The sequence below is a fragment of the Cyclobacteriaceae bacterium genome (genome assembly GCA_025808415.1).
Lineage (GTDB): Bacteria > Bacteroidota > Bacteroidia > Cytophagales > Cyclobacteriaceae > UBA2336.
In genome coordinates, this window is record CP075525.1 from 53,276 (window position 1) to 75,884 (window position 22,609).

Genomic DNA, 22,609 nt, shown 5'->3' on the forward strand with positions numbered 1-22,609 from the left:
CGAAAATAGTCCTGTAAAGTTGGAAAAGTTAACTGTATTTTTTCTGAGTAGCTGATTACTGATAAAATATCAGCTTAGAATGCTGCAGCAAACGTGTTCGGCATTGGGCCGGGAATAGCATTGAGCTGCTTTATCACCCCGGCTTTGGTTGTTTCGAATTGCAATTGAAACTCAGGAAGTATGGGCTCCGAAGGTGGAAGTTCTACACGAAGGGCATCTACCTGAACACCATTTTTCCAAAAACGATAGCACACATGCGGACCGGTGGCTAAGCCTGTGCTGCCAACATTGCCAATCCACTGGCCTTGCCGAACACGTGTTCCTGGCTTTATACCCGGTGCAATTTTCGACATGTGCAGGTACTGGGTAGTGTACGTACTGTTGTGCCGTATTTTAACGTAATTACCGTTGTTTGATTTGTACTGCGCTTCCTCTACAATTCCATCACCAACCGAACGTATGGGGGTACCTTCTGGCGCAGCAAAGTCGGTACCCAAATGGGGTTTCCAAACCTTTTGCACCGGGTGAAACCTGTTGCCTGAGTAGCGTGAACTTATACGGGTGAATTCAATGGGATATTTAAGTAATGCCTTTCGCAAACTTTTTCCATCCTCATCGAAATAATCAAGTCCATTTCCCTGATCGAAAGGGATGGCATAATAACCGCTCCCGAAATGATTGAAATAAATTCCGTTGATCTTCTTTATCCCAATCGGTCGTCCTTCAACTTGTTGTTCTTCATAAATCAATTTAAACTGATCGCCCCGCTGCAAGCGCTGAAAGTCAACCTGCCAGGCAAAAATATCGACAAACTTATTGGTGAGGTCATGCGATATTCCCATTTCATAAATGGTATGGGATAATGAGGAGTTGATAACCCCGGAAATTGTTTTTTCAACTACTGTTACTTCGCGCTGACACACATCAACACGCAGTGAATCCTCGAATCGAAACACAACATAATCAATAGGATTAGGCTCGTAAACAAAAGCTTTGGGAATACGAAGTGAGTCTGCACTGCATATAATCGTAAATTTTTTATCGGAAGCGATTTTACGCACATCAAAAACATTGCGCGGCAAACCAGCCACCTGGTTGATCAGTTTTACCGGCACTTTATACTCTCGCATAATGTCCGACAGAAATTGATTGCGCTTTACTTTATCTTCAATTACATGAAGGTCATCTACGATCATCCCGTACAAAACTGTCGGGTTTTTCCAATTAAAATTGATCATCAATGGATTATCGGATTCCTGTGCAAATTCCTCGCGTTGGGTAAAATCGCTCAAGAGGAAAATACCCAAAAACAAGGCAATACTTACGCTGATGCACCTGCGGATGACCATTTACAATTGTTACGGTTAAAAAAATTGGCCTAAAGATTAAAAAATTCAGGTTTATAACCTGTGCTTACTCAGGTAAATGTAGCAGAATTTGCGAATTTGTTCAATTTTAAAGTCATTAATCAATTATGGATAAACATGTGCTGACTGAACTTATAACCATGGAAATGCCTTTTGGCAAGTACAAGGGCACAGTACTTTGCGATCTTCCAGACTTTTATGTTGAATGGTTTCACCGAAAGGGGTTTCCGAAAGGCAAACTGGGAGAATTGCTGGCTACGCTTTACGAAATCAAACTTAACGGGCTTACTTATTTGTTGCAGCCCTTAAAATCTTCTGCGAAGAAATAAAGTTATTTGTACAGTTCTTCAAACTTCTTCTTGCCTTTTTCCAGAAAGCGCACAAAATTTTCCACACTCTTGTCGTAGTCATAGGGCCAGGCAAGCACGCGTTCATCAGTTCCAACCAACACATAAAACGGTTGTGCATTATTGTCAAGATTGGCAATCTGTAAATCTGCATTCTTTTTGCCGATGGTCTTCTTCACCTTTCCATCATAACTTGATGTAAACCATTCTGCTTCCGGAAGCAGCGTTTTGTCATCAACATACAAGGCTACAATTATGAAATCATTTTTCAACCGGTCCAACACCGTAGGATCACTCCACACTACAGCCTCCATTTCACGACAATTCGTACAACCATGGCCGGTGAAGTCGATAAACAATGGTTTATTCTGTTGACGTGCACAAGCCAGCGCTTGCTCATAATCAAAATAGCCATTGAGTCCGTGCGGCAGGTGCAGGAAGTCAGTGTACTTCGGTAAGTCACAAATTTCATTACTCCGTACACTGCGGGTCATCGCTACCAAATCGAAATCGTGCGTATGTTGTGGGGGAAGATATCCGGCCAATGCTTTTAATGGTGCGCCCCATAAACCCGGCACCAGGTAAATCACAAAAGAAAAAACAACCGTGGCCAACAGTAATCGTGGTACCGAAATTTTTTCTACCGGGCTATCGTGTGGCATTCGAATCTTTCCCAACAGGTAAAAGCCAAGCAGTGAAAAAATAACAATCCATAATGCAATGTTGGTATCGCGATCGAGTAACCGCCAGTGGTAAGCCTGGTCGGCAATACTGAAAAATTTAAGCGCAAGCGCCAACTCTAAAAAGCCGAGTGTTATCTTAACGGAGTTAAGCCAGCCACCCGATTTTGGCAAGCTTTTTACCAGCTCAGGAAAAAAAGCAAAGAATGTAAAGGGTAATGCAAACGCAATAGAATACGAAAGCATCATTAAGATTGGTTTTAACACCTCACCGCCTGCCGACAATGCCAACACACTGCCCACAATGGGAACCGTGCAACTGAACGATATCAGCACCAGTGTAAACGCCATAAAAAATACACCGATCAATCCACCCTTTTCGGCTTGTTGATCAACTTTGTTTACCAGCTTATACGGTGCATTGATTTCAAAGAGGCCAAAGAAAGAGAGCGCAAAAATTATAAACACAAAGAAGATGAAAAGATTAAGCGCCCAATTGGTGGCCATAGCATTTAGTCCTTCAGGACCCAGCAGTATGGCAAACAATGTTCCGGCCGATGAGTACAGCACGATTATGGATATTCCAAAAATCAAAGCCTTCTTAATTCCCTCGCGTTTGGTTTGTGTGTCTTTGAGAAAGAACGTAACCGTCATGGGAACCATTGGAAATACACAAGGGGTAATCAACGCGGCAAAGCCAGCCAGAAAAGCAAATACCAGCAACGCCCAAAACGATTCGTTACCATAACTTGGTTCTCCTTCCAAAATCGATTTATCCAGTACAGGGCCTTTCACTGCACCGTAGCGAACAGGCGGAACTTCTTCCTTTGGTGATTCAATTACTTCGGCCTGTTGAATTTCTTCCTGCTTCGGCTCGCTTGCCTTTTTCGATTTAATCGGCTCACCTGAAACCGTAATGCCTGCGAATGAAAACTCTCCATCAAAAGGAATGCATTTACCGTCAACCTCCGTGCAGGTTTGCCCTTCATACACTCCGGCCAGCTTCAGGTCTTTACTCAACACGCGAATGGTTTGCCTGAACTCACCTTTACCCTTGAATATTTTTACATCACAACCAAAAATTTCATCGTGCTTATCAATCGGGTTAATGGCCTTAAGTTTTCCAATAAGTTCAAAGCTGGTGTGCGGAGTAAGGGTTACGGTAGTTAATAACGGTCCGCAATCCGGATCAAAATCGTTCGCATAAACGTACCAGTCCTTATCGGTGGTTACTCTAAAAATAAGATCGAGCTGCTCACCGGTCTTAACCGATGTTTTAGAGGGTTCCCAGGTCCACCGGGCAGGCGTGAGTATCTGCGCTGATAACAGTGATGTTGAAAACAGGAAGAGAACAGGAAGAATGTACTTAATCATAACAGTTTCCTTTTAGGAACGGTAGCATAACATAGTGAGCCGCAAAATAGTTGATTGATTGTTGCGCTAAGACGAAAAAGCATGGAATTATGACGGGGATATGACATTTTCGGCCCTTTGGGCACTTTACTTGGCTTTCATAATTTCCTCATCGAAAGTATAGATCATGCCATCCGTCATCTCGATGATAAATTCGAGTTTCATGAAAACCGGCTGAAACGGCTTTTCCTTGAGCCGGATAGAATACATATTATAGGCATAAATATCGCGCATGTCTTGAATGAAAAAATCAATATCCATAAAGGTACCTGTAGCGTAATATGACATACCGAAACGATTGGTTATATCATCGCCCGCATTAACCTGGTCGTTTGCTGCATTGAGCGCAAAACCGTTCCGTGCCTTTATCTTGAAGGATTGTATCTTTTGAATGGCCGTTGGATCACGGGGACTACAAGCGTATGCCCTACTCATAAAATTTAAAGGTTGAGGGGTCTCTGTCCTAACGATTTGCCAATTTGCAATGTAGATTAACTTAAAAATCTGATCGTATAAATATGTTGCAGAAGTGTCGAGGTTAGTGCCCGTTGAGCCGATTGTTTTCAGGTCAAGATCAGTAATGCTGATATCCCTTACCGTAGTTCCGCAACCGCAATCATTCAAACAAAATAAATCGCAGCTAACAGGAATCATGCCTGTAAAAAGCAGGATAAAAAAAGTAGTCAAGCGCCTTTTCATTTTAGCTGATCTGATAATCCGTAAAGATACCTAAAACGAATATGCTCCAGGGCCGCATGGCCCCGTATACTCATCCAACGCTGTGCCCAATCCGCACTTGCCTCGCCAGTCCGAAGATTGGCCAAGGCGTTGTCTGAGTATACTGAAAATAAATTCACGTTCAAATAGTTAGTGAATTATAGTGGTATGATTACGGACTATCAGCTTAGCTGAAATCAAAACATTATCAATTGCTCTTCGAATAGTGATTATAAAAAGCAACAATGGTTTCGATGCCCAGCAAGAAATTCTTTACCCCATAATGCTCGTTGGGTGAATGTATCGCGTCTGAATCCAGCCCAAACCCCATCAGTACGGTATCTAACCCCAGCTCCTTTTTAAACAAAGCAACAATCGGAATGCTTCCGCCATCGCGTGTTGGTATGGGCTTCTTACCCCAAACTTCCTGGAAGGCGGCACTGGCTGCTTTAAACGCTGCTGAGTCAGTTGGTGTAACGGCAGGCTGCCCACCATGCAAAGCTGTTACTTTTACTTTTACCGACTTCGGTGCTATGGCATTAAAATGCTTTGTAAATAATGCTGTTATCTCTTCATTACTCTGGTTGGGCACCAGCCGCATGGAAATTTTTGCATAGGCCTTTGATGGCAACACGGTTTTTGCGCCTTCCCCGGTGTAGCCTCCCCAAATTCCATTTACGTCCAGCGTTGGTCGGATGCCGGTACGTTCCAGTGTTGAGTAGCCCTTCTCGCCTTGTATATCATCGATACCCAATTCCTTTTTATAGTTCTCCAAACTAAATGGTGCTTTGTTAATCGCTTCACGATCGGCCGCACTTAACTCAACTACGTTATCATAAAAACCGGGAATGGTGATATGCCCATTTTCATCGTGCAGCGAGGCTATCATTTTGCTTAGTACATTAATCGGGTTGGCCACCGCTCCTCCATAAACACCCGAGTGTAAATCGCGGTTAGGTCCGGTTACCTCCACTTCCATATAACTTAATCCACGCAAGCCCGCAGTTATTGACGGATGATCCAGTGAAATAATAGCCGTATCGGATACAAGTATAATGTCCGCTTTCAGTTTGTTTTTATTTTCCCGAACAAAAGTTCCGAGGTTATCAGAGCCCACTTCCTCCTCACCCTCAACCATAAATTTTACGTTGCAAGGAAGTGTGTTCAGCTTCATCATAGCTTCGAAAGCTTTCACGTGCATGTACACCTGTCCCTTATCGTCACAAGAGCCACGGGCATAAATTTTTCCATCCTTAATAACCGGTTCGAACGGAGGCGAATGCCAAAGGCCAAGCGGATCGGGTGGCTGCACATCGTAATGGCCATAAACCAATACCGTTGGCAAAGATGGATTTACAACCTTTTCAGCGAAAACAATGGGGTGCCCTTTTGTTTCACACAACTCAACGGTATCAACCCCGGCCTCTTTAAATTTTGCAACCAAAAACTCCGCTGCCTTGCGCACATCGTCTTTGTGGCGACTGTCGGCACTCACCGATGGAATGCGTAGCCATTCAAAAAGCTCACCTAAAAAGCGTTGTTGATTTTTTTCAATGTATTCCTTTACCATATCCAGTAATTTTGCGGTGTGAAGTTAGCGGTTAATCCAAGAAAGTGAAATCAGTTCATTCCGATGTGATGGAAGGCTGTGCCTTAAAACCCGTCATCGTCATCCTTCTTCTCTTGCTTTTTCTTGGTGGCCGATCCGCCACTTAAATTGTAGGGAACCTGAATGCCGTAGTATTGGTTTCGGAAACGATTAACAAACGCAAGTGTTTCGTCTTCCGTGGCCGGCACAAAAATCATTTCCCCTATCTTCGCTTTACCCGAATTGGTTCGCTTGGCAATGGTAGTGTTGAACTCCTGATTTGAAGAGTACATCAACAGCCGGTTGTCTTCAAAGCTTAAAAAGTACCACGAATCAGGTGAGGCCTTGAAGAAAACGTTAAATACGGGCAACCCGTCTTCATCTTTTTTAATTTCCATGAAACCCTCAAAGGCTCCGTTAATATCCTGGCGGTTGATATTGGAAAGTCCTAAACTTCCTTCGCTGTAAAAAGCCTTATGCTTGGCTGACCATTTAAAATTAACGTTGGCAAATGTTAAAGGCTTAGCCGTCTGCGGTATTGCCCCCAGCGATACATACCCTTGGGCTGAACGTGTTTCGTATTCTTTTGCGGTACGTTCACCCACAATGTCTGCAATTTTGTACAACAACTCTGTGGCATCACCCAATCCTTCCTCCGCGCCTTCATTTTTTATTACATTTTGAAGGTCGCGTGCCATAATATCAAATGCTGTGGATACAGCCGTAGTGTTAACCATTACCAGGCTGTTCATACGGATTTCATTGCTCTCCATATTTCCCTGCCCTATGGCGCTGGCAATGATGTCAAAATCTTTGGAGCCTTTGAAGAATTTTATCGGGCCTTCAAAGCGAACGTTTGCCGTTTCATCATTATAGGCAAATACTTTTCCGGATAATTTATTGCCTGCGGCCTTCTCCCGATCCTCAATGCGGTACTCTTTGCTCTCAACATCATAATGCAAGGTGCCACTGGGAAGGAAGAAGTCATCATCATCGTCCAACTTCTCGTTCAAAAATGAGATGTATAAATTATTATCTGCGGCAGCAAAGTGAAGCCCGGCACCAACCCTGCGGCCATCTTCCGTTAACGCATTGTCAAAGTTGATCAATACTTCTGTCTCATCACCAGTTTGTTCGTAACGAATCCAGGCATTGTAGTTTTTGATTTTCTTAATGTCAAGCTTGATGCTTCCATTCAAGGTAAGTGCTGGCTTGGTGGCATACATAATCATGTCGCCTTTATAAAACATACCAGCCCCCAACACCAGGTGATCGCGCTCGGCAACGGCACCTGTAGCTACAGTTTGCAGCGAAGCATTGGATTGCTTGCGGCCAAGCCCAATGCGTTTTGTGTTTTGTGATTCGGTCACAGGCTCCAGGTGGAAGTCTGTCATTTTAATGGCAAACGTATCGTTGAGGAAGTTTACGTACTGATACGTTGCATAGCCAGAAAATTCCTTGCGTGAAATAATATCCACCACACCATTGGTTAACCGGTGGTAACCATTTAATGTATCAATAACAATGGTTGTATTTTTTAGGGTACCAATTTTTGCATTCTCCAGAATCAGCACCTGGCCACCTTCGGGGGTAATCTTGGCATCGGCTACAATAATGTATGGAATGCCACTTACCTTCAACTCCTGGGTCTTTAGGTCATACTCAGCCTTTTCTGCATAAAAGCTTAGTGAGTCAAGCTCTTTTCGTGTGGTGTAAAAGTACGAGTTTTCAATAGGCTCGTTTGCGCCCTTGCTCATGGTAATTTTCTGTGTGTTCAAATCCCATCGTGCGTTGGGGATGGATGTTTTAAACTGCGCATAAGGGAACTCAATGGCTGCTTCACCGGCAATCTCCGGGCTAATGTCAGCGTAATTTTGGGCAAGGTTAAAACGCACCCGAACATCGGTACCGTCAATCAACGGTTTGTTCGGATCGGCCGATTTGGCCCGGAAACGTGAATGCCGAGCCCCAAAATCCTTACCCGAAAAAGTCATTTCACGCGAACGGATTTCTGTGCCGCGTGTATCTAACCGACCGGCACCCGAAACACCGTTTTTCGAAACGATGACCTGCCCGGTGAGCTGGGCGGTTGAGTCATAGAAATTAAATGGCGACCGCGTGTTGCGCAGCCGCATCTGATCCTGCTTGGGCAACCATTTCATCTGGTAATCTGAAAAAGAGGCTTGCGGAAAAGTGACGGAACCAATTTGACGCTCTTCAATAATGGCGCGATCTCCTCTGGCCACAACCGAATCGGGATAAAAAACAAAATCGTTCGATCGGACAGTTGCTGCATAGTAGTTGACCACACCGGCTGATCGTATACCACGATTGTCGAGCCGGATTACACCGTTAAGGTTGCCATCACCTTTGTACAACTGATAGCCACCTTTCGGAACCACGTGTTCAAACCCAAGCGACTTATCGGGCATGGTATGAAGCTTTTCCTTGAAACTGGGAAACATACCGCTGGAAACAAACGTACCCTTGAAGTTAATGGCTGTCGGATCGGCATCGTTCAAGCTGTCCAGCTTAAACGGTGGTATCGCAAAAAATACCGACTGATCATAAACACCATTTAATACTTCCGGCCGGTTAAAATAAATTACACCACCGGTTGTGGCGTCCAGTCGTGGATAGTTTGGGATACGCATGCGCCCTGATTTATTGTTAGGGCGACTGATAAACAGTGTTCCGGATGATTTCGATATATCGCCCAACCCGCCTTCGGCAGCGGCAAGCGAATCGGCACCCACCATGGAGTTATTGATTTTCTTGCGCACCATCTGACCCTGGGCGTTGCGCTCCATCGCAAAGAAATTAATGGAGTCGATGTGGGTGAGGTTGATAAAAAAGCTATCGTACTTCAGCGTGAAGCTTTTGCCGGTGATTTCAAAATTACCTGCGGTTATGGTGCCGTTAAACTTGATGTCGCGGTTTTGCAAAATGGTAATTACGGCACTGTCGGGTTTAATGACCACGTTTAGCGAATCGCTCACACTGAATTCTTCTACACCGCGCACAACCATGTTACGATCGGTAAAGTTTATGGTGGCATTGGGCTTGTTGGGCGAAAGGATATCCAAGGTTGCATAAGTACCCGCCACCGAGTGGATTTTAAGGTTATCGTAATCCGATTCGCCCCTGGAAGCCATGTATTGTATGATGGCCTTTTCCTTAACCACCACCAAATCATTTTGTGGCCAATACTCCACCAATCCTTTAATTGACAGAAACTCAACTGCCTTTTGCACAGCCAGGATATCCAACCCGTAACGCTGGGCGATATCACCCGTGTGCAGCTCGCGGGTATTGTTCTCTACGCAATAGCGTGCTACAATACCCAGCGGATGAAAATTGAACCCTACTCCCTTCAAGGCCTGGTAATCCAACGGATCGTAATAATCAGCCGATTCTATAACCATGGGTGCAATACCGCTGCCACGCTGTGCAAATACATCCAGGCTGTCTGTTTTCAAATCCCATCGAATGGAATTGGCTGAAAATTCTATTCCAAAGAAAGTAGCTGTAAAGGGTGCGTTGCGCATACTGCCCTTCTCCCCTTGAAGGATTAACTTTTCCTTACCGTAATCATAACGCATGCGCACGGCATGGTGGGCAATAGAATCATTTTCCTGAAAGACGGTGAACACGGAACGATCGGCCGTTACCAGGGAGTCTTTAAACACAAATTCTTTTGATCGTGCCCTGAATTTCTTATTGCCGATACTGTCCGTCACCACCAGCGTGGCCAGGTCGCCATTTACGTTGGCGCTCTTCACCAGCCACCCCTGTAATGAAAACCCACCGGTATACTGCATTTTATCGGTGCCTACACCATTTATCGCCAGGTTCGATTCATAAGATGTAAACCGTGGATAGGTAGAGGCAACGGAATCTTTGCGTGGTTGTGATCGGAATTCAAACTTACCGGCAATAAACCCGGGGGTTTTACCGGAATAGTTAAGCATAACCAAATCCGATTTCAATTCGGGTTTACGTACATTGAAATTGTACGCTTTGAAATTGGCGTACACTTCATCGGGATTCAATCCGGCTGGCGACCAATCGAACCTCCCTTCTTCGCCAACAAACAAATTATCGGTAAGCGAATAAATGCCCTTTGTGTTGCGAAAAGAAACCGAATCGTAAGCAGTTACAAAATTCAGGGTAACACGGTTGAAACGAATAACGGCCCCTTCAACATAAGGTTGGGGTTGTTGGGTCATCCAATAGGGAGTATTATCGATAGGAACAATTTCCGGTTCATCGGGCCAGTTGTTCCAATCGTCATAGTTCGTATCCTGCGCGGTGGTGTCTACCGGTGGCGGAATATATTCGATGAATTCAAATGTATAGTCATCATCGCGTGCATAAAGGCGGTAGGTTTTATCAAAATAAAGGGCGTGGTGCTTAAAGAATGTGTTGGAGGCAACCAAAAACTTTTGCGCCTTATCGGGTTTATAATTCTCAATCACTTTATCCACCACGTTTAGAAAGGCATTAAGCTTTTGCGGATCTGCGCTTTCAACATTGACAGCATTAACCAGCGCGCCAAAGTATTGCACAAAATTCGGACGCAGCTTATAGCCCTTCCGTTTCATGCGGTAAAATTGCTTTTGGATGCGCTGTTGTTGATCAAGCCCAAGGTTGTTCCATGCCAACGGGAAAGCCTTGCCAATCACCATACCTTCTGTACTACGAGTGCTCTCCAGGGCATAGCCCACACTGTCCGGAAAGTTCAGGACAATGGTTGTCTTCTTTCCGCTCTGCCCAAAGGCAATTGAAGCCGAAAAGAAGCAACAACAAAAGAGATATTTGAGTATTGGGTTCACCTGAACTTAAACCTTCGAAATTCGCAAATAATGCCCAAATAAGCTAAAACGCTTTACCGTATGGAGTTTAACGGCTGGAAAGACTGTTCGGTACAGTCTAATGGATTTTCTTTTCAAGCAACAGGCAAGCCCATTCATCGCGGGCATAGGAGGTCACCTTATGGAGATCATAACGCGTGGCTATCGAGAGTAAATCGGGTATGTCGTTTTCATAGAAGCCGCTCAGCAACAATTTCCCGCCTGTGTTAAGCCGGGCTGCATACTCGGGCATTTCTTCCAATAGAATATTTTTATTGATGTTGGCCAGGATAATTTCAAAATTTTCAGCAAACGACAACTCGCTGATTTTACCTTGCTGAAGGTTAATGTTTGTGCAGTGATTAATCTCAGCATTCTCGTTGCCATTCTCCACGCTCCAACTGTCAATATCGAAAGCTTCGATTTTTTTTGCCCCAAGTTTTGAGGCCATGATGGCCAGCACGGCTGTTCCGGTACCGGCATCCATTACCCGCTTATTTTTATGGTCAATGCCCAGTTGGGCCTTCAACATCAGGTGGGTAGTTTGATGGTGCCCCGTGCCGAAAGACATTTTTGGTGTGATGATGATATCGTAAGGATATTCCTTTTCAGGTTTATGAAAGTGCGCTCGAATGATTATGGTATCGTCAACAACAATGGGTTCATAATTTTTTTCCCACTCCTCATTCCAGTTTTTCTTTTCAACCCTGTCGATAAAAAAAACAACCGGTGTTAGTGGAGTGTACTTGTCCTTTACTTCCTGCAGTTTTTGTTTATCGTATTGGTGCTGCTCAACAAAGGCTTCAAATCCCTTTTCGGTTTCCATAAACGTATCAAACCCTGCCTCGGCTATTTCAGCCATGAGGATTTCTGAAAAATCGGGATTACAGATTACCTGTAGACGGGAGTAGTACATACAATTTGAAAATTTGAAGATGGATTAATTTGAAAATGAACGATCAATGACGTGCGTAAAAAGCTTTATTTAGGTGACTCGATCATTTTCAAATTTTCAAATCACCCCATCTTCAAATTGATTAAATTGATTTAATGATTTCCACAAACTCGCGCGACTTTAAGGAGGCACCACCTACCAATCCGCCATCTACATCAGCACACGCAAGCAACTCTTTAGCGTTGGCGGCATTCATGCTTCCGCCATATAAAATCGAAATAGAATCGGCCACAGCCTGACCATACTTGCCGGCTACATGTTTCCGGATTACCGCATGCATATCCTGCGCTTGTTGTGCTGAAGCTGTTTGGCCTGTACCAATAGCCCACACGGGTTCGTACGCAATCACGATTTTCCTTATGGCCTCTGCCTCTAAATGAAACAATGCTTCTTCAACCTGGCGGCAAACCAGGGCTTCGTGTTCGTTTCGCTCACGCACTTCCAGCGGCTCGCCACAACAAAAAATCGGAGTCAATCCATGCTTTAAAGCAACATCAACCTTCTTCGCCAGCAGCTTTCCATCTTCACCAAAATATTGCCTTCGTTCGCTGTGACCCAATATAACGTATGGAACATCCATACTTTTTAACATAACAGATGAAACTTCACCCGTATAGGCACCTGCTTCATGTTCGCTGGCATTCTGTGCCCCAACGGCAATACGGCTACTATTACCCAGGATGTTTTTTGCCGGAATCAAATATGGAAAAGGTGTACACAGTACAACCTTTACATCACCCTTCACTTCATCGGCAACCATGCCCATAATTTCTGACGTAAGGGCTTTAGCCTCATCCAGCGTTTTATTCATTTTCCAGTTACCGGCAACAATTTTTGATCGCATAACTCTTTAGTTAACTTGTAAAGATAGTATTGTTATTAATGAAACCGATGATCCGCAAACATACCTAAATGTCATGTCGGCCCGCGAGCCGGCATCTCAGTAATAGTTTGGGATTGCGGGTCAAATGCCTGCCTTTGCCGAAGCGGCTACGTGCAGGCAGGCCCGCGATGACTAAAAATGAAGTTATAGGCATGTTTCCGGATCATCGTTTTAATGAATCTATTTCTTCACCGGCTTATACCTCGATTCCTTAAACAATTTATCAGCATCACTCATTTCCATCAGTTGTGGCAACGATGTTTCCGGGTGGGTGTTCATATAACTCTTCACAATTTCCCAACCTACCCACTGCGCAATCCGGCCGGGGCATTTCTCTCCCACTTCAATGGTAAAGGGCCGTTCACTAAGAAAGCGTTGCTTCACCATATGGTTGGTGGAGTACAGCACCTGATCTTCAATTAACCGGTACCAGATCATATCCTGATTTTCTTTAGCGCCCTTAATCTCATCCCCGGTATACCAAATAAAAACGCTATCCGGCACACACGGCAACATGTGCTTGGCAAAGTAATACGCTTTGCCAAAGGCTATCATGTCGGCAATGGCCCGATCATCGGCAAGATTGTTATAACTAAAGCGGTTCATTCCATATAAGAGCATGGTGGATGGAACTATGTTTTCTTTCACATACTGCCTTAACAAATACTCATACATATTAGGGCGGTATTTTGCACCTGGCCCCAGGTAGTAATCAAGGCTTATTATTATTAGTGAATCACTCACCAACATGTCGTTATCAAGACCAGTAACCAACGTTTGGATTTTTGGCAGCTGTGCATCGGCATAATAGTAGCGCATGTTGCTGAAAGCTTCCTGAAATTGTTGCTTCAGTTGCTGCTCGTCACCAAACACACGCTTTACATCAGCCCGCAAGGTATCCAGGTAGTTGTTAGTAAACCTTTTGTAAAGCTCCTCCAAAAAAACGGAGTCGTTTGGATACATGGACCTGCGAAGGAAGTAATCGCGGAGAATGGGATAACGAGCCAAAAATGAAATCAGCTCACTTTTAGAGCTAATGTTTACAATTGAGTCAGAAAGGGAAATAAATTCAAGTGAAACCCGGTCCTTTACCGGTGGAACAAAAGCGCACTTTTCCTCTTGATCGCGGTTACACCCAATCAAAAAGATGGCGAGTACACCCATCACTACAATTAACTTTGATATGCCTTGCATGGTACTGATTTATTTATCAAACGTAAGTGTTCCGGAAGGATTGTTTCGCATCAACCGAAGGCTCTTTGTTCTTCCTTTTAGGGTAACGTGCACAAGGTTTGATTGATCGTCATACGTTTCCAGTATAACACTATTTAGTACGGTGATCGACTTCCAGTTTTTTACTTGCACGGCCTGGATGTAAAAAACCATTGCATCACCATCTAATTCAAAACCCAGGTAATTCAATTTCTGTACCTTACCATCCAGCGTAACCTTAAAACGGTTTAAAATGTATTCCCGGGCAAGCTCATCTGTTGTAGCACTTTGTGGATGAAGCAAATCCAATAAGGGTTCGTTTTGGGCTGCCCGTATAGAAGTCTCCAGGTCATCGGAAAAAATCCGCATCACTATTTCCAATTCCCTTTCCTTCTCATCATACTCCATTTCAGTAACCGAAATATGAATGGGATGGGCTGGTACCAGAAGGCCAAGAAAGAATGCAAAAAGAATAACCATAGATCGCAGAACGCAAAATTAATCAAATCCGTAACGCTGTGAGGCTCCTTCCATCACTAAGCCGAAGGAAACTTTCTCAAATAACATTATACTTGCAGGTTTTAAAAAAAATTGATGGGCGAATTTCAGCTATACTTTACGCTTGGCAAAGATCATATCCTGGATTATGCCAATGGGTATGACCATATTCTGTTTGTGGTTGCCTTGTGTGCCATATACCTGATGCGCGACTGGAAAAAATTACTGATACTGATTACGGCATTTACGATCGGGCACTCCATTACCCTGGCATTGGCTACTTTACAAATCATAGTCGTAAACAGTGACGTGATTGAATTCCTGATTCCGCTAACCATATTCATCACTGCTTTTTCCAATATTTTCAGAAGAACAGAGGTGACTGATCGCACCACCTATATTAACTATGGTTATGCCCTTTTCTTCGGCCTAATACATGGTATGGGGTTTTCAAACTACCTGCAGGCCATTTTAGGGAAGCAAAAAAATATTGTGTCACCGCTTTTTGCCTTTAATGTAGGCCTTGAAGTGGGTCAGATAATAATCGTTTCCATTTTTATGTTCATCAGTTTTATCTTAGTCGATCTTTTTACCCTGAACCGCAGAGACTGGAAACTGGTGCTCTCCTCAGCCATCGCAGGCATTGCGTTGGTACTTATAAAAAATACGTACCCCTGGTAAATCATTAAACAATTAAGATTAATATTTAAACATGAAAAATTTACTCGTACTGCTTTTCGCTTTTCAAACGGCTATCGTTTGTGCGCAGGAACCCGCCAAATGGCAAGGCAAATTTGAACAACTCGGCACTACGCTGCCCACACCAAACGAATACCGCACTGGTTCAGGCGCACCTGGGCCAAAGTACTGGCAACAAAAAGCTGACTATGTGATTAACGTTGAGCTCAATGACGATAACCAATCCATAAGCGGGTCGGAAACCATTACTTACCACAACAATTCGCCTGAAAATTTAAAATACCTGTGGCTGCAGTTAGACCAGAACGTGATTGCACAAAATAGCTTAAAAAGCCAAACACGGCCCACGAGCTTGCGCGATTCCATTCCTGCAAAATTTGTAGCCGGATCGCTCGGCTTATATGATTTTGATGGCGGGTACAAAATTAAATCAGTAAAGGATGCCTCCGGCAAAGCACTTCCATTTACCATTAACCATACCATGATGCGCGTGGATTTACCACAAGCCCTGGTTGCCGGGGGGAAATATTCCTTCCAGGTGGAGTGGTCGTACAACATTGGCGACCGTATGAAAGATGGTGAACGTAGCGGGTTGGAATTTTTTCCCGAAGATGGAAATTATGTTTACACTATTGCACAGTTCTTTCCACGCATGTGTGTATTTGATGACGTAAACGGCTGGCAGAACAAGCAATTCCTCGGGCAGGGTGAGTTTGCCTTACCTTTCGGTGATTACAAAGTAAAAATTACTGTTCCGTCCGATCACATTGTGGCGTCTACCGGAAGCTTGCAAAACGTGAAAGATGTTCTTACAAAAACTGAAATTGAACGCTTTGAAAAAGCGAAAACCTCTTTCGATAAGCCGGTTATCATTGTAACACAGGCCGAAGCCACACAAAAAGAAAAGACAAAATCAAAAACCAAAAAAACCTGGGAGTTCCATGCCGAGAATGTACGCGACTTTGCTTTTGCTTCTTCACGCAAATTCATCTGGGATGCGCAGGCGGTAAAAATCAATGACAAAACACCGCTGGCCATGTCATTCTATCCGAAAGAAGGAAACCCGCTGTGGGAAAAAGAATCAACACTGGCTGTAAAAAATACGTTGGAAGTCTATTCCCGCATGACGATCGACTATCCTTATCCGGTAGCTATTTCTGTCCATGCTGCCTCTATTGGTATGGAGTACCCTATGATCTGTTTCAACTTCGGGCGACCAAAGAAAGATGGAAGCTATACTGCTTCCGACAGAACGCGTATGATTGGTGTAATTGTACATGAGGTTGGACACAATTTCTTTCCGATGATCATCAACAACGATGAACGCCAGTGGACCTGGATGGATGAGGGCATCAACAGCTTTGTTCAACTGGTCACAGAATTAGAACGCTATCCAAAAGACAACTGGAGCCGCGGGTTGCCCGAAGGATTGGTAGGATACATGAAAGGCGATAAATCGTTGCAACGTCCGCTCATGACAAATTCAGAACAAGTTATTCAGTTTGGTGCTGAGCAGTACCAAAAAGCAGCTACTGCCATGTACATCCTGCGCGAAACCGTAATGGGCAAAGACCTTTTTGATAAAGCCTTCAAAGAATATTCTGAACGTTGGGCGTTTAAACATCCTCAACCGGCCGACTTTTTCCGCACCATGGAAGATGCTTCTGCTGTTGACCTGGATTGGTTCTGGCGGGGTTGGTTCTATACAACCGACAATGTTGATCAGTCGATTGATCAGGTGAAATGGTATACGTTGCGCACCGAACAAACCAAAGTAGAAAAGCAGGTAACAGCAAAAAAAGCTGAGGCTGGATCAGGTTCGGGTAAAAAAGAGTACAACGATTTCTCAGCAGGACCTGAGCCCATCAGTGTATTGCCTACCGATCAGCGATTCTACAATGAATTCCAAAGCCGTATTGATGATAAAGCTATACTGAACAAACTTCAAAACAAGAACATGTACGAGGTAAAGCTTTCCAACAAAGGTGGTCTGGTGATGCCCGTTATCATTGAGTGGACCTTTAAAGACGGCTCAAAAGAAGTTGATCGTATACCGGCCGAGATCTGGCGAACGAATGAGAGCACGGTAACAAAAGTATTTGTGAAGGATAAGGAAGTGGTGAACATTGTGCTTGATCCCTTCAAAGAAACTTCGGATATCAACAGCGCTGATAATGTATTCCCCAAGCGGGCAACGGAATCAAAGTTTGATCAGTTTAAGAAAGGAACGAATTGATTATTTATAAACCCATCTCAAAAATGGGTGTCATCACGGACAATGATCCGCGATCCCATTAATTGAAAAGAAGAAAAGTGAGACACCGGCCTGCCTGCCGGTAGGCAGGCTCAAGGCCGGGATGACTACATCCTGTTTGATATTTTTGAGATGGGTCTAGATATTCAGACCTCCAAGGTCTTAAAGACCTTGGAGGTCTTTTTATTTATACTCCGCAAATAATTTACACGCCCGCTCCACATCAACATTGCCACCGGAAAGAATAATACCCACTTTTTTTCCGGCAAATTTTTTCTTCTCCTTCAGCAAAGCCGCTAACGGAACGGAGCAAGAGGGCTCAACGATGATTTTCATTCGCTCCCAAATCAACCGCATGGCTGAAATGATTTCTGCATCGGTAACCGTAATAATTTCTTTTACATGGTCTCGAATAATCGGAAAGGTTTTATCACCCAAAGAAGTGAGTAAACCATCGGCAACACCTTTTGCTTGTGAAGGTTCTATCCTTCCGCTTTTCAACGACCGGTAAGCATCATCCGCACCAGCCGGTTCTCCAGCTATGACATGTGTACCCGGAGAAAAATATTTAGTCGCCAATAGCGTTCCGCTCAGCAGGCCTCCTCCACCAACAGGCGCCAGAATTACATCAAGCTTCTCCGTGTCTTCAATTAATTCCTTTGCTGCGGTTGCCTGACCGGCAATTACATCGTAATTATTGAAAGGATGGATTTCAGTTGCGTTGGTTCTCTTTATTACACCAGCCAACGTTGATTCACGCGCCTCAAGGGTTGGTTCACATTCAAAAATCTGTCCCTGAAAACCTTTAACGCCACGCTTTTTAACATCAGGAGCCGTAGAGGGCATAACAATGTAAGCGGGCACACCCAATAATTTTGCGGCACGCGCCAGCGCCTGTGCATGGTTGCCGGAAGAATGTGTGGCTAATCCCTTTTCGAGATCTTCTTTGTTTAAAGAAAGCGCAGCATTCATGGCACCCCGCGCTTTAAAGGCACCGATCTTTTGAAAGTTCTCGCACTTAAAAAAGATTTTACACCCTGCCAGTTCGTTAATACCATTCGAACTGATCACCGGTGTTCGGTGAATGTAAGGTTTGATGCGTTCGTGTGCCCGTTTAATATCATCTAATGAAGGAACCATTGTCTTATGCATTATTATTTTTTTTGAAGCCAGCGCATTAGTATAATATCGTAAACCTGATAGTATTTCTCCCCATTATCCTGATAGTACTGGTATACCAATTCCCTCGAAAGAAGATACTCCATGGCACGAAGAACAGAAGGCCCTGCTCCTAAATCATATTTTTTTAGAAAATCACGAGCCGTAGGCGCAAACACCATTCCCTCAATTGCAATTGCCGTTAAAACCTGCCATTGATATTTTGACATGGAATTTCGCAAAGCAAAGTACGAAAGCTTGTTCTCCGCATAAATTTCAATAATCGATTCATCGATCATAGCTTGCTCAACCTTTTTACTTGCTTTTGAAAAAATCCGGTTACAAAGCAATTGCACATTATACGTGTTTCCATCAGCCCATTCAAGAATGCAATCAATCTCTTCTGTCCGGATAGCTTTACCATGCGCCTGAAACATACGCCCTATAAATATCCGATACCGCTCCATCTCAATCTTACCAATATTCATAGGCTGTGTACTAGCAAAAAATGGCCTCTTGGCAGATTGAAACATTTCAGTTAATAAATGAAACTGGCTGCCGGAAAAAATGAATCGAACATTTTTCAGATGTTGAATCTCCGACCTTAGCCAAGACTCAACCGCAAAACCTTCATCCCATGAATGAATATGCTGAAACTCGTCTAAAGCTATTACGGTAGGGCCTTGGCTATCCAACAACTGAAAAGCACTTTTAATGGAGGTTTGTTGTTGTGCATCAGATTTAAAATCAATCTCAACTTCAAAGCTACCGGTGTGTGGATTTGTTGAAAGCACCGGTCGAAAAGATAACAACCATTCCTGAACTTTATTGAAAAGCGTTTTTTGACGCTTTACCCCATTCAACACACTAGTTAAAAACAAGTTGGTAAAATCCTTAAATGATGATGATTCCTGCACATCGAGGTAAATACAACTCCATTTTGGATGCAGGAAATGAAAGACATGATGGATCAGCGCTGATTTCCCAATTCTGCGCGGAGCAAAGAGCGTGATATTTCGACCATTTCTCACAGCCTCTATCAGCATATCTTTTTCATCGTCCCGATTGCAAAACAACTCAGGACCAAAATAACCGTGAATCGGAAAGGGGTTTATAGGCTCTGACATAGAACAAAGATAACAAATTGTTATTAACAATTTGTTATTAACAATTTGTTAATTTGTGCATTTAATGCGCCTCCAGCCAGTTTTTACCTACGCCCACCTCCACCTCCATCGGCACTTCCAAATGCACCGCACTCTTCATCAGTTTGCTTACATTTTCTTTAATCAACTCCACCTCATCTTTGTGTACGTCAAAAACCAGTTCATCGTGTACCTGCATGATCATGCGTGATTTTACACCTTCTTTAACCATCCATCGATGAATATTTACCATGGCTATTTTAATGATATCGGCTGCGCTGCCCTGTATGGGCGCATTGATGGCATTGCGCTCAGCGAATCCACGGGTGGTAATGTTGCGGGAATTAATATCACGCAGGTATCGTCTCCTTCCTAAAATCGTTTCTACATACTCCTTTTCACGTGCTTCCAGAATAGCGTTGTCCATATAACGTTTAATGGCCGGAAACTCTTCAAAATAAGCACTGATTATCTCGGCTGCCTCCGAACGTGAAATATTCAGGTTTTGCGATAGGCCAAAGGCAGTGCTTCCATAAAGAATTCCAAAGTTTACTTCCTTGGCCTTCCGCCTCATATCGGGAGTTACTTGTTCAATGGGTACCTTAAATACTTTTGCCGCTGTGGTAGTGTGGATGTCGCGTTTGTTTTTGAACGCCTCAATCATAATCTCATCCTTCGCAAATGATGCGGCAATGCGCAATTCAATTTGTGAGTAGTCGGCCGACATGAATACGAAATTTTTATCGCGGGGGATAAATGCTTTTCTGATTTGTCTTCCCTTTTCCGTACGGATGGGTATGTTCTGCAGGTTTGGATTATTGGAACTTAACCGACCGGTAGCTGCTACAGCCTGACGATAATCGGTATGGATTCTCCCATCCCGCTTGTCGATGAGTTTTGGTAAGGCATCCACATACGTGGAGCGCAGTTTTTCATATTCGCGGAAATCGAGAATTTTTTTAACGATCTCACTTTCACCGGCTAGCTTGTTGAGCACGTCTTCACCCGTAGCATACTGACCGGTTTTTGTTTTCTTGGGCTTATCGCCCAGTTTCATTTTTTCAAACAGGATTTCACCAAGCTGTTTTGGTGAGCTTATATTAAACTCCTGGCCTGCCAGTTTAAAAATCTCCTTCTGCACACGCTCACTTTCTGCTTTCAGATCATCCGACATTTTAGAAAGTACATCTTCATCAATAGTAACCCCCTCAAACTCCATACTTGCCAGCACCTGCACCAATGGCATCTCCACATCGCGCATCAAACTGGAGTGCCCACGCTTTTCAAGTTCAGGCTGCAGTTTTTGCTTAAGCTGAAGGGCGTAGTCGGCATGCTCACACAACCGATCGGCCACTTCACCTTCATTGCCCTTCATTACATGGTACCCGAAATACAATTCAGTAAGAGTTTGCATATCGTGAGCCGATTCCGGCTCCACCAGGTAGTGCGCAATCATCGTATCGAAAAGAGGGCCGCTTACAGAAAGACCGTGTTCGCGGAAAGCGAGCAAAGCGGCTTTAACGTTATTACCAATTTTCAGTTTGGCAAGATCTGAAAATACATCGGTGAACTCCCGCAATTGCTTTTCGTTTTCAATCGGCACAAAAAAAGCTTCATTCGGTTTTATTGAAAATCCAAGTCCGGTTATTGTCTTGTCATCCGATGTTTGTACCGTCCAGGCAAAGGCTGTGCTTTTTTTTAAATCATGGATAAGATTCTTTTGCTCTTTTGCTGTAAGGGAATGATACTGCACAGCATCTTTTGCAAATGTTCGGTTCTCACCCGTTCCCGGAATTGATTTTTCTTCTGCCACTTCCTCCGTAGCTGCGGTTCCAAACATGGAAAGTTGCGATGCCTTAGGTGCCGCAGGTGCAGCCACAGCAGCATCACCAAACACGCGATTCAATATTGTTTTGAATTCCAGTTCTTGAAAAATCGGTTTCAGCAACTCTTCATTCGGGCCGTTATACTTCAGGTCATCTTCCTTAAAGGCCACCGGAACATCCAGAATTATGGTGGCCAGCTTTCGGGAGAGCAGCGCCTGCTCGCCATATTGCTCAACCAGTTCTTTTTGCTTGCCTTTTAATTCTGAAACGTGTTCAATTATTCCTTCAATAGTTTTGTATTTCTTTAATAATGTGGCTGCTGTTTTCGGGCCAAAACCGGGAATGCCCGGAATATTATCAGCGCTATCACCCTGCAGGCCCAACATTTCAACAACCTGATTCACGTTTTCAATATCCCATCGTGCACAAACTTCTTCCGGCCCCATCACATCTACGGCATTGCCCATGTAGGCTGGTTTATACAGTTTCACTTTATCGGTCACCAACTGCCCGAAGTCTTTATCGGGTGTCATCATGTAGACCTCAAAGCCTGCGGCTTCCGCCTGATGCGCCAGTGTTCCGATGATATCATCCGCCTCATAACCATCCTTTTCAAGAATAGGAATATTAAAAGCCTTTAGAATTTCCTTCACCTTGGGCACACCATAACGAATGTCCTCTGGCGTTTCCTGGCGGTTGGCTTTATAGGCTTCAAAAATCTCATCGCGAAAGGTTGGCGCTGACGTATCGAAAGCCACGCCAATGTGCGTTGGCTTTTGTTTTTGTAAAACTTCCAGCAATGTATTGGTAAATCCAAAAGGAACAGAAGTGTTATGTCCTTTTGAATTAATCCGCGGTGTTTTTGTAAACGCAAAATGTGCGCGGTATATCAGCGCATAGGCATCCAGTAAAAAAAGTCTCTTCGAAGGTTCACTCATGTAGCGAAGGTAGAAAAGAAGGGCTTTTATTTTAACTGTTTTCTGAGTAAATAGTAAAACCTTAAACCATCCAAAC

General features: G+C 43.9%; 15 protein-coding genes. 3 read left to right on the forward strand and 12 right to left on the reverse strand.

Annotation, left to right across the window (positions count from 1 at the left end):
- Positions 1-74: 74 nt before the first annotated feature.
- Positions 75-1,349 carry a peptidoglycan DD-metalloendopeptidase family protein gene (locus KIT51_00240; GenBank protein ID UYN86751.1) on the reverse strand — a complete coding sequence of 425 codons (1,275 nt, stop codon included), beginning with the start codon at positions 1,347-1,349 and terminating at the stop codon, positions 75-77.
- A gap of 125 nt (positions 1,350-1,474) precedes the next feature.
- On the opposite strand from KIT51_00240, the gene KIT51_00245 reads away from it, so the two are divergent.
- Positions 1,475-1,696, forward strand: coding sequence for a DUF3820 family protein (locus tag KIT51_00245; protein ID UYN86752.1), 222 nt, complete (start codon positions 1,475-1,477; stop codon positions 1,694-1,696).
- 2 nt (positions 1,697-1,698) lie between these two features.
- On the opposite strand, the gene KIT51_00250 is transcribed toward KIT51_00245, so the two are convergent.
- The 8 genes from KIT51_00250 to KIT51_00285 form a co-directional block, all read right to left on the reverse strand.
- Positions 1,699-3,768, reverse strand: coding sequence for a thioredoxin family protein (locus KIT51_00250; protein ID UYN86753.1), 2,070 nt, complete (start codon positions 3,766-3,768; stop codon positions 1,699-1,701).
- Between the two features lie 126 nt (positions 3,769-3,894).
- Positions 3,895-4,506, reverse strand: a complete 612-nt coding sequence (locus KIT51_00255; protein ID UYN86754.1) for a hypothetical protein — start codon at positions 4,504-4,506, stop codon at positions 3,895-3,897.
- Between the two features lie 226 nt (positions 4,507-4,732).
- A complete protein-coding gene (locus tag KIT51_00260) occupies positions 4,733-6,094 on the reverse strand; it encodes a dipeptidase (protein ID UYN86755.1) in 1,362 nt (453 codons plus the stop codon).
- A gap of 83 nt (positions 6,095-6,177) precedes the next feature.
- Positions 6,178-10,947, reverse strand: coding sequence for a hypothetical protein (locus tag KIT51_00265; protein ID UYN86756.1), 4,770 nt, complete (start codon positions 10,945-10,947; stop codon positions 6,178-6,180).
- A 97-nt stretch (positions 10,948-11,044) separates the two neighbouring features.
- Positions 11,045-11,881, reverse strand: a complete 837-nt coding sequence (gene prmA, locus KIT51_00270; protein UYN86757.1) for a 50S ribosomal protein L11 methyltransferase — start codon at positions 11,879-11,881, stop codon at positions 11,045-11,047.
- Positions 11,882-12,002: 121 nt separating this feature from the next.
- Positions 12,003-12,764 (reverse strand): triose-phosphate isomerase, encoded by a 762-nt coding sequence (gene tpiA / locus KIT51_00275; protein ID UYN86758.1) that lies wholly within the window; start codon positions 12,762-12,764, stop codon positions 12,003-12,005.
- Positions 12,765-12,983: 219 nt separating this feature from the next.
- A complete protein-coding gene (locus tag KIT51_00280; protein ID UYN86759.1) occupies positions 12,984-13,997 on the reverse strand; it encodes a gliding motility lipoprotein GldB in 1,014 nt (337 codons plus the stop codon).
- Between the two features lie 9 nt (positions 13,998-14,006).
- Positions 14,007-14,495, reverse strand: coding sequence for a hypothetical protein (locus KIT51_00285; GenBank protein ID UYN86760.1), 489 nt, complete (start codon positions 14,493-14,495; stop codon positions 14,007-14,009).
- Between the two features lie 114 nt (positions 14,496-14,609).
- On the opposite strand from KIT51_00285, the gene KIT51_00290 reads away from it, so the two are divergent.
- Complete coding sequence (locus tag KIT51_00290) at positions 14,610-15,194, forward strand: HupE/UreJ family protein (GenBank protein UYN86761.1); 585 nt, start codon at positions 14,610-14,612, stop codon at positions 15,192-15,194.
- 31 nt (positions 15,195-15,225) lie between these two features.
- Complete coding sequence (locus tag KIT51_00295) at positions 15,226-17,448, forward strand: M1 family peptidase (GenBank protein UYN86762.1); 2,223 nt, start codon at positions 15,226-15,228, stop codon at positions 17,446-17,448.
- 201 nt (positions 17,449-17,649) lie between these two features.
- On the opposite strand, the gene KIT51_00300 is transcribed toward KIT51_00295, so the two are convergent.
- The 3 genes from KIT51_00300 to polA all read right to left on the reverse strand — a co-directional run bounded on the left by KIT51_00300 (position 17,650) and on the right by polA (position 22,533).
- Positions 17,650-18,618: a pyridoxal-phosphate dependent enzyme gene (locus KIT51_00300; protein UYN86763.1), complete on the reverse strand. Its 969-nt coding sequence runs from the start codon at positions 18,616-18,618 to the stop codon at positions 17,650-17,652.
- A gap of 2 nt (positions 18,619-18,620) precedes the next feature.
- Positions 18,621-19,751, reverse strand: coding sequence for an AAA family ATPase (locus KIT51_00305; protein UYN86764.1), 1,131 nt, complete (start codon positions 19,749-19,751; stop codon positions 18,621-18,623).
- Positions 19,752-19,812: 61 nt separating this feature from the next.
- A complete protein-coding gene (gene polA, locus KIT51_00310; protein UYN86765.1) occupies positions 19,813-22,533 on the reverse strand; it encodes a DNA polymerase I in 2,721 nt (906 codons plus the stop codon).
- Positions 22,534-22,609 lie beyond the last annotated feature (76 nt).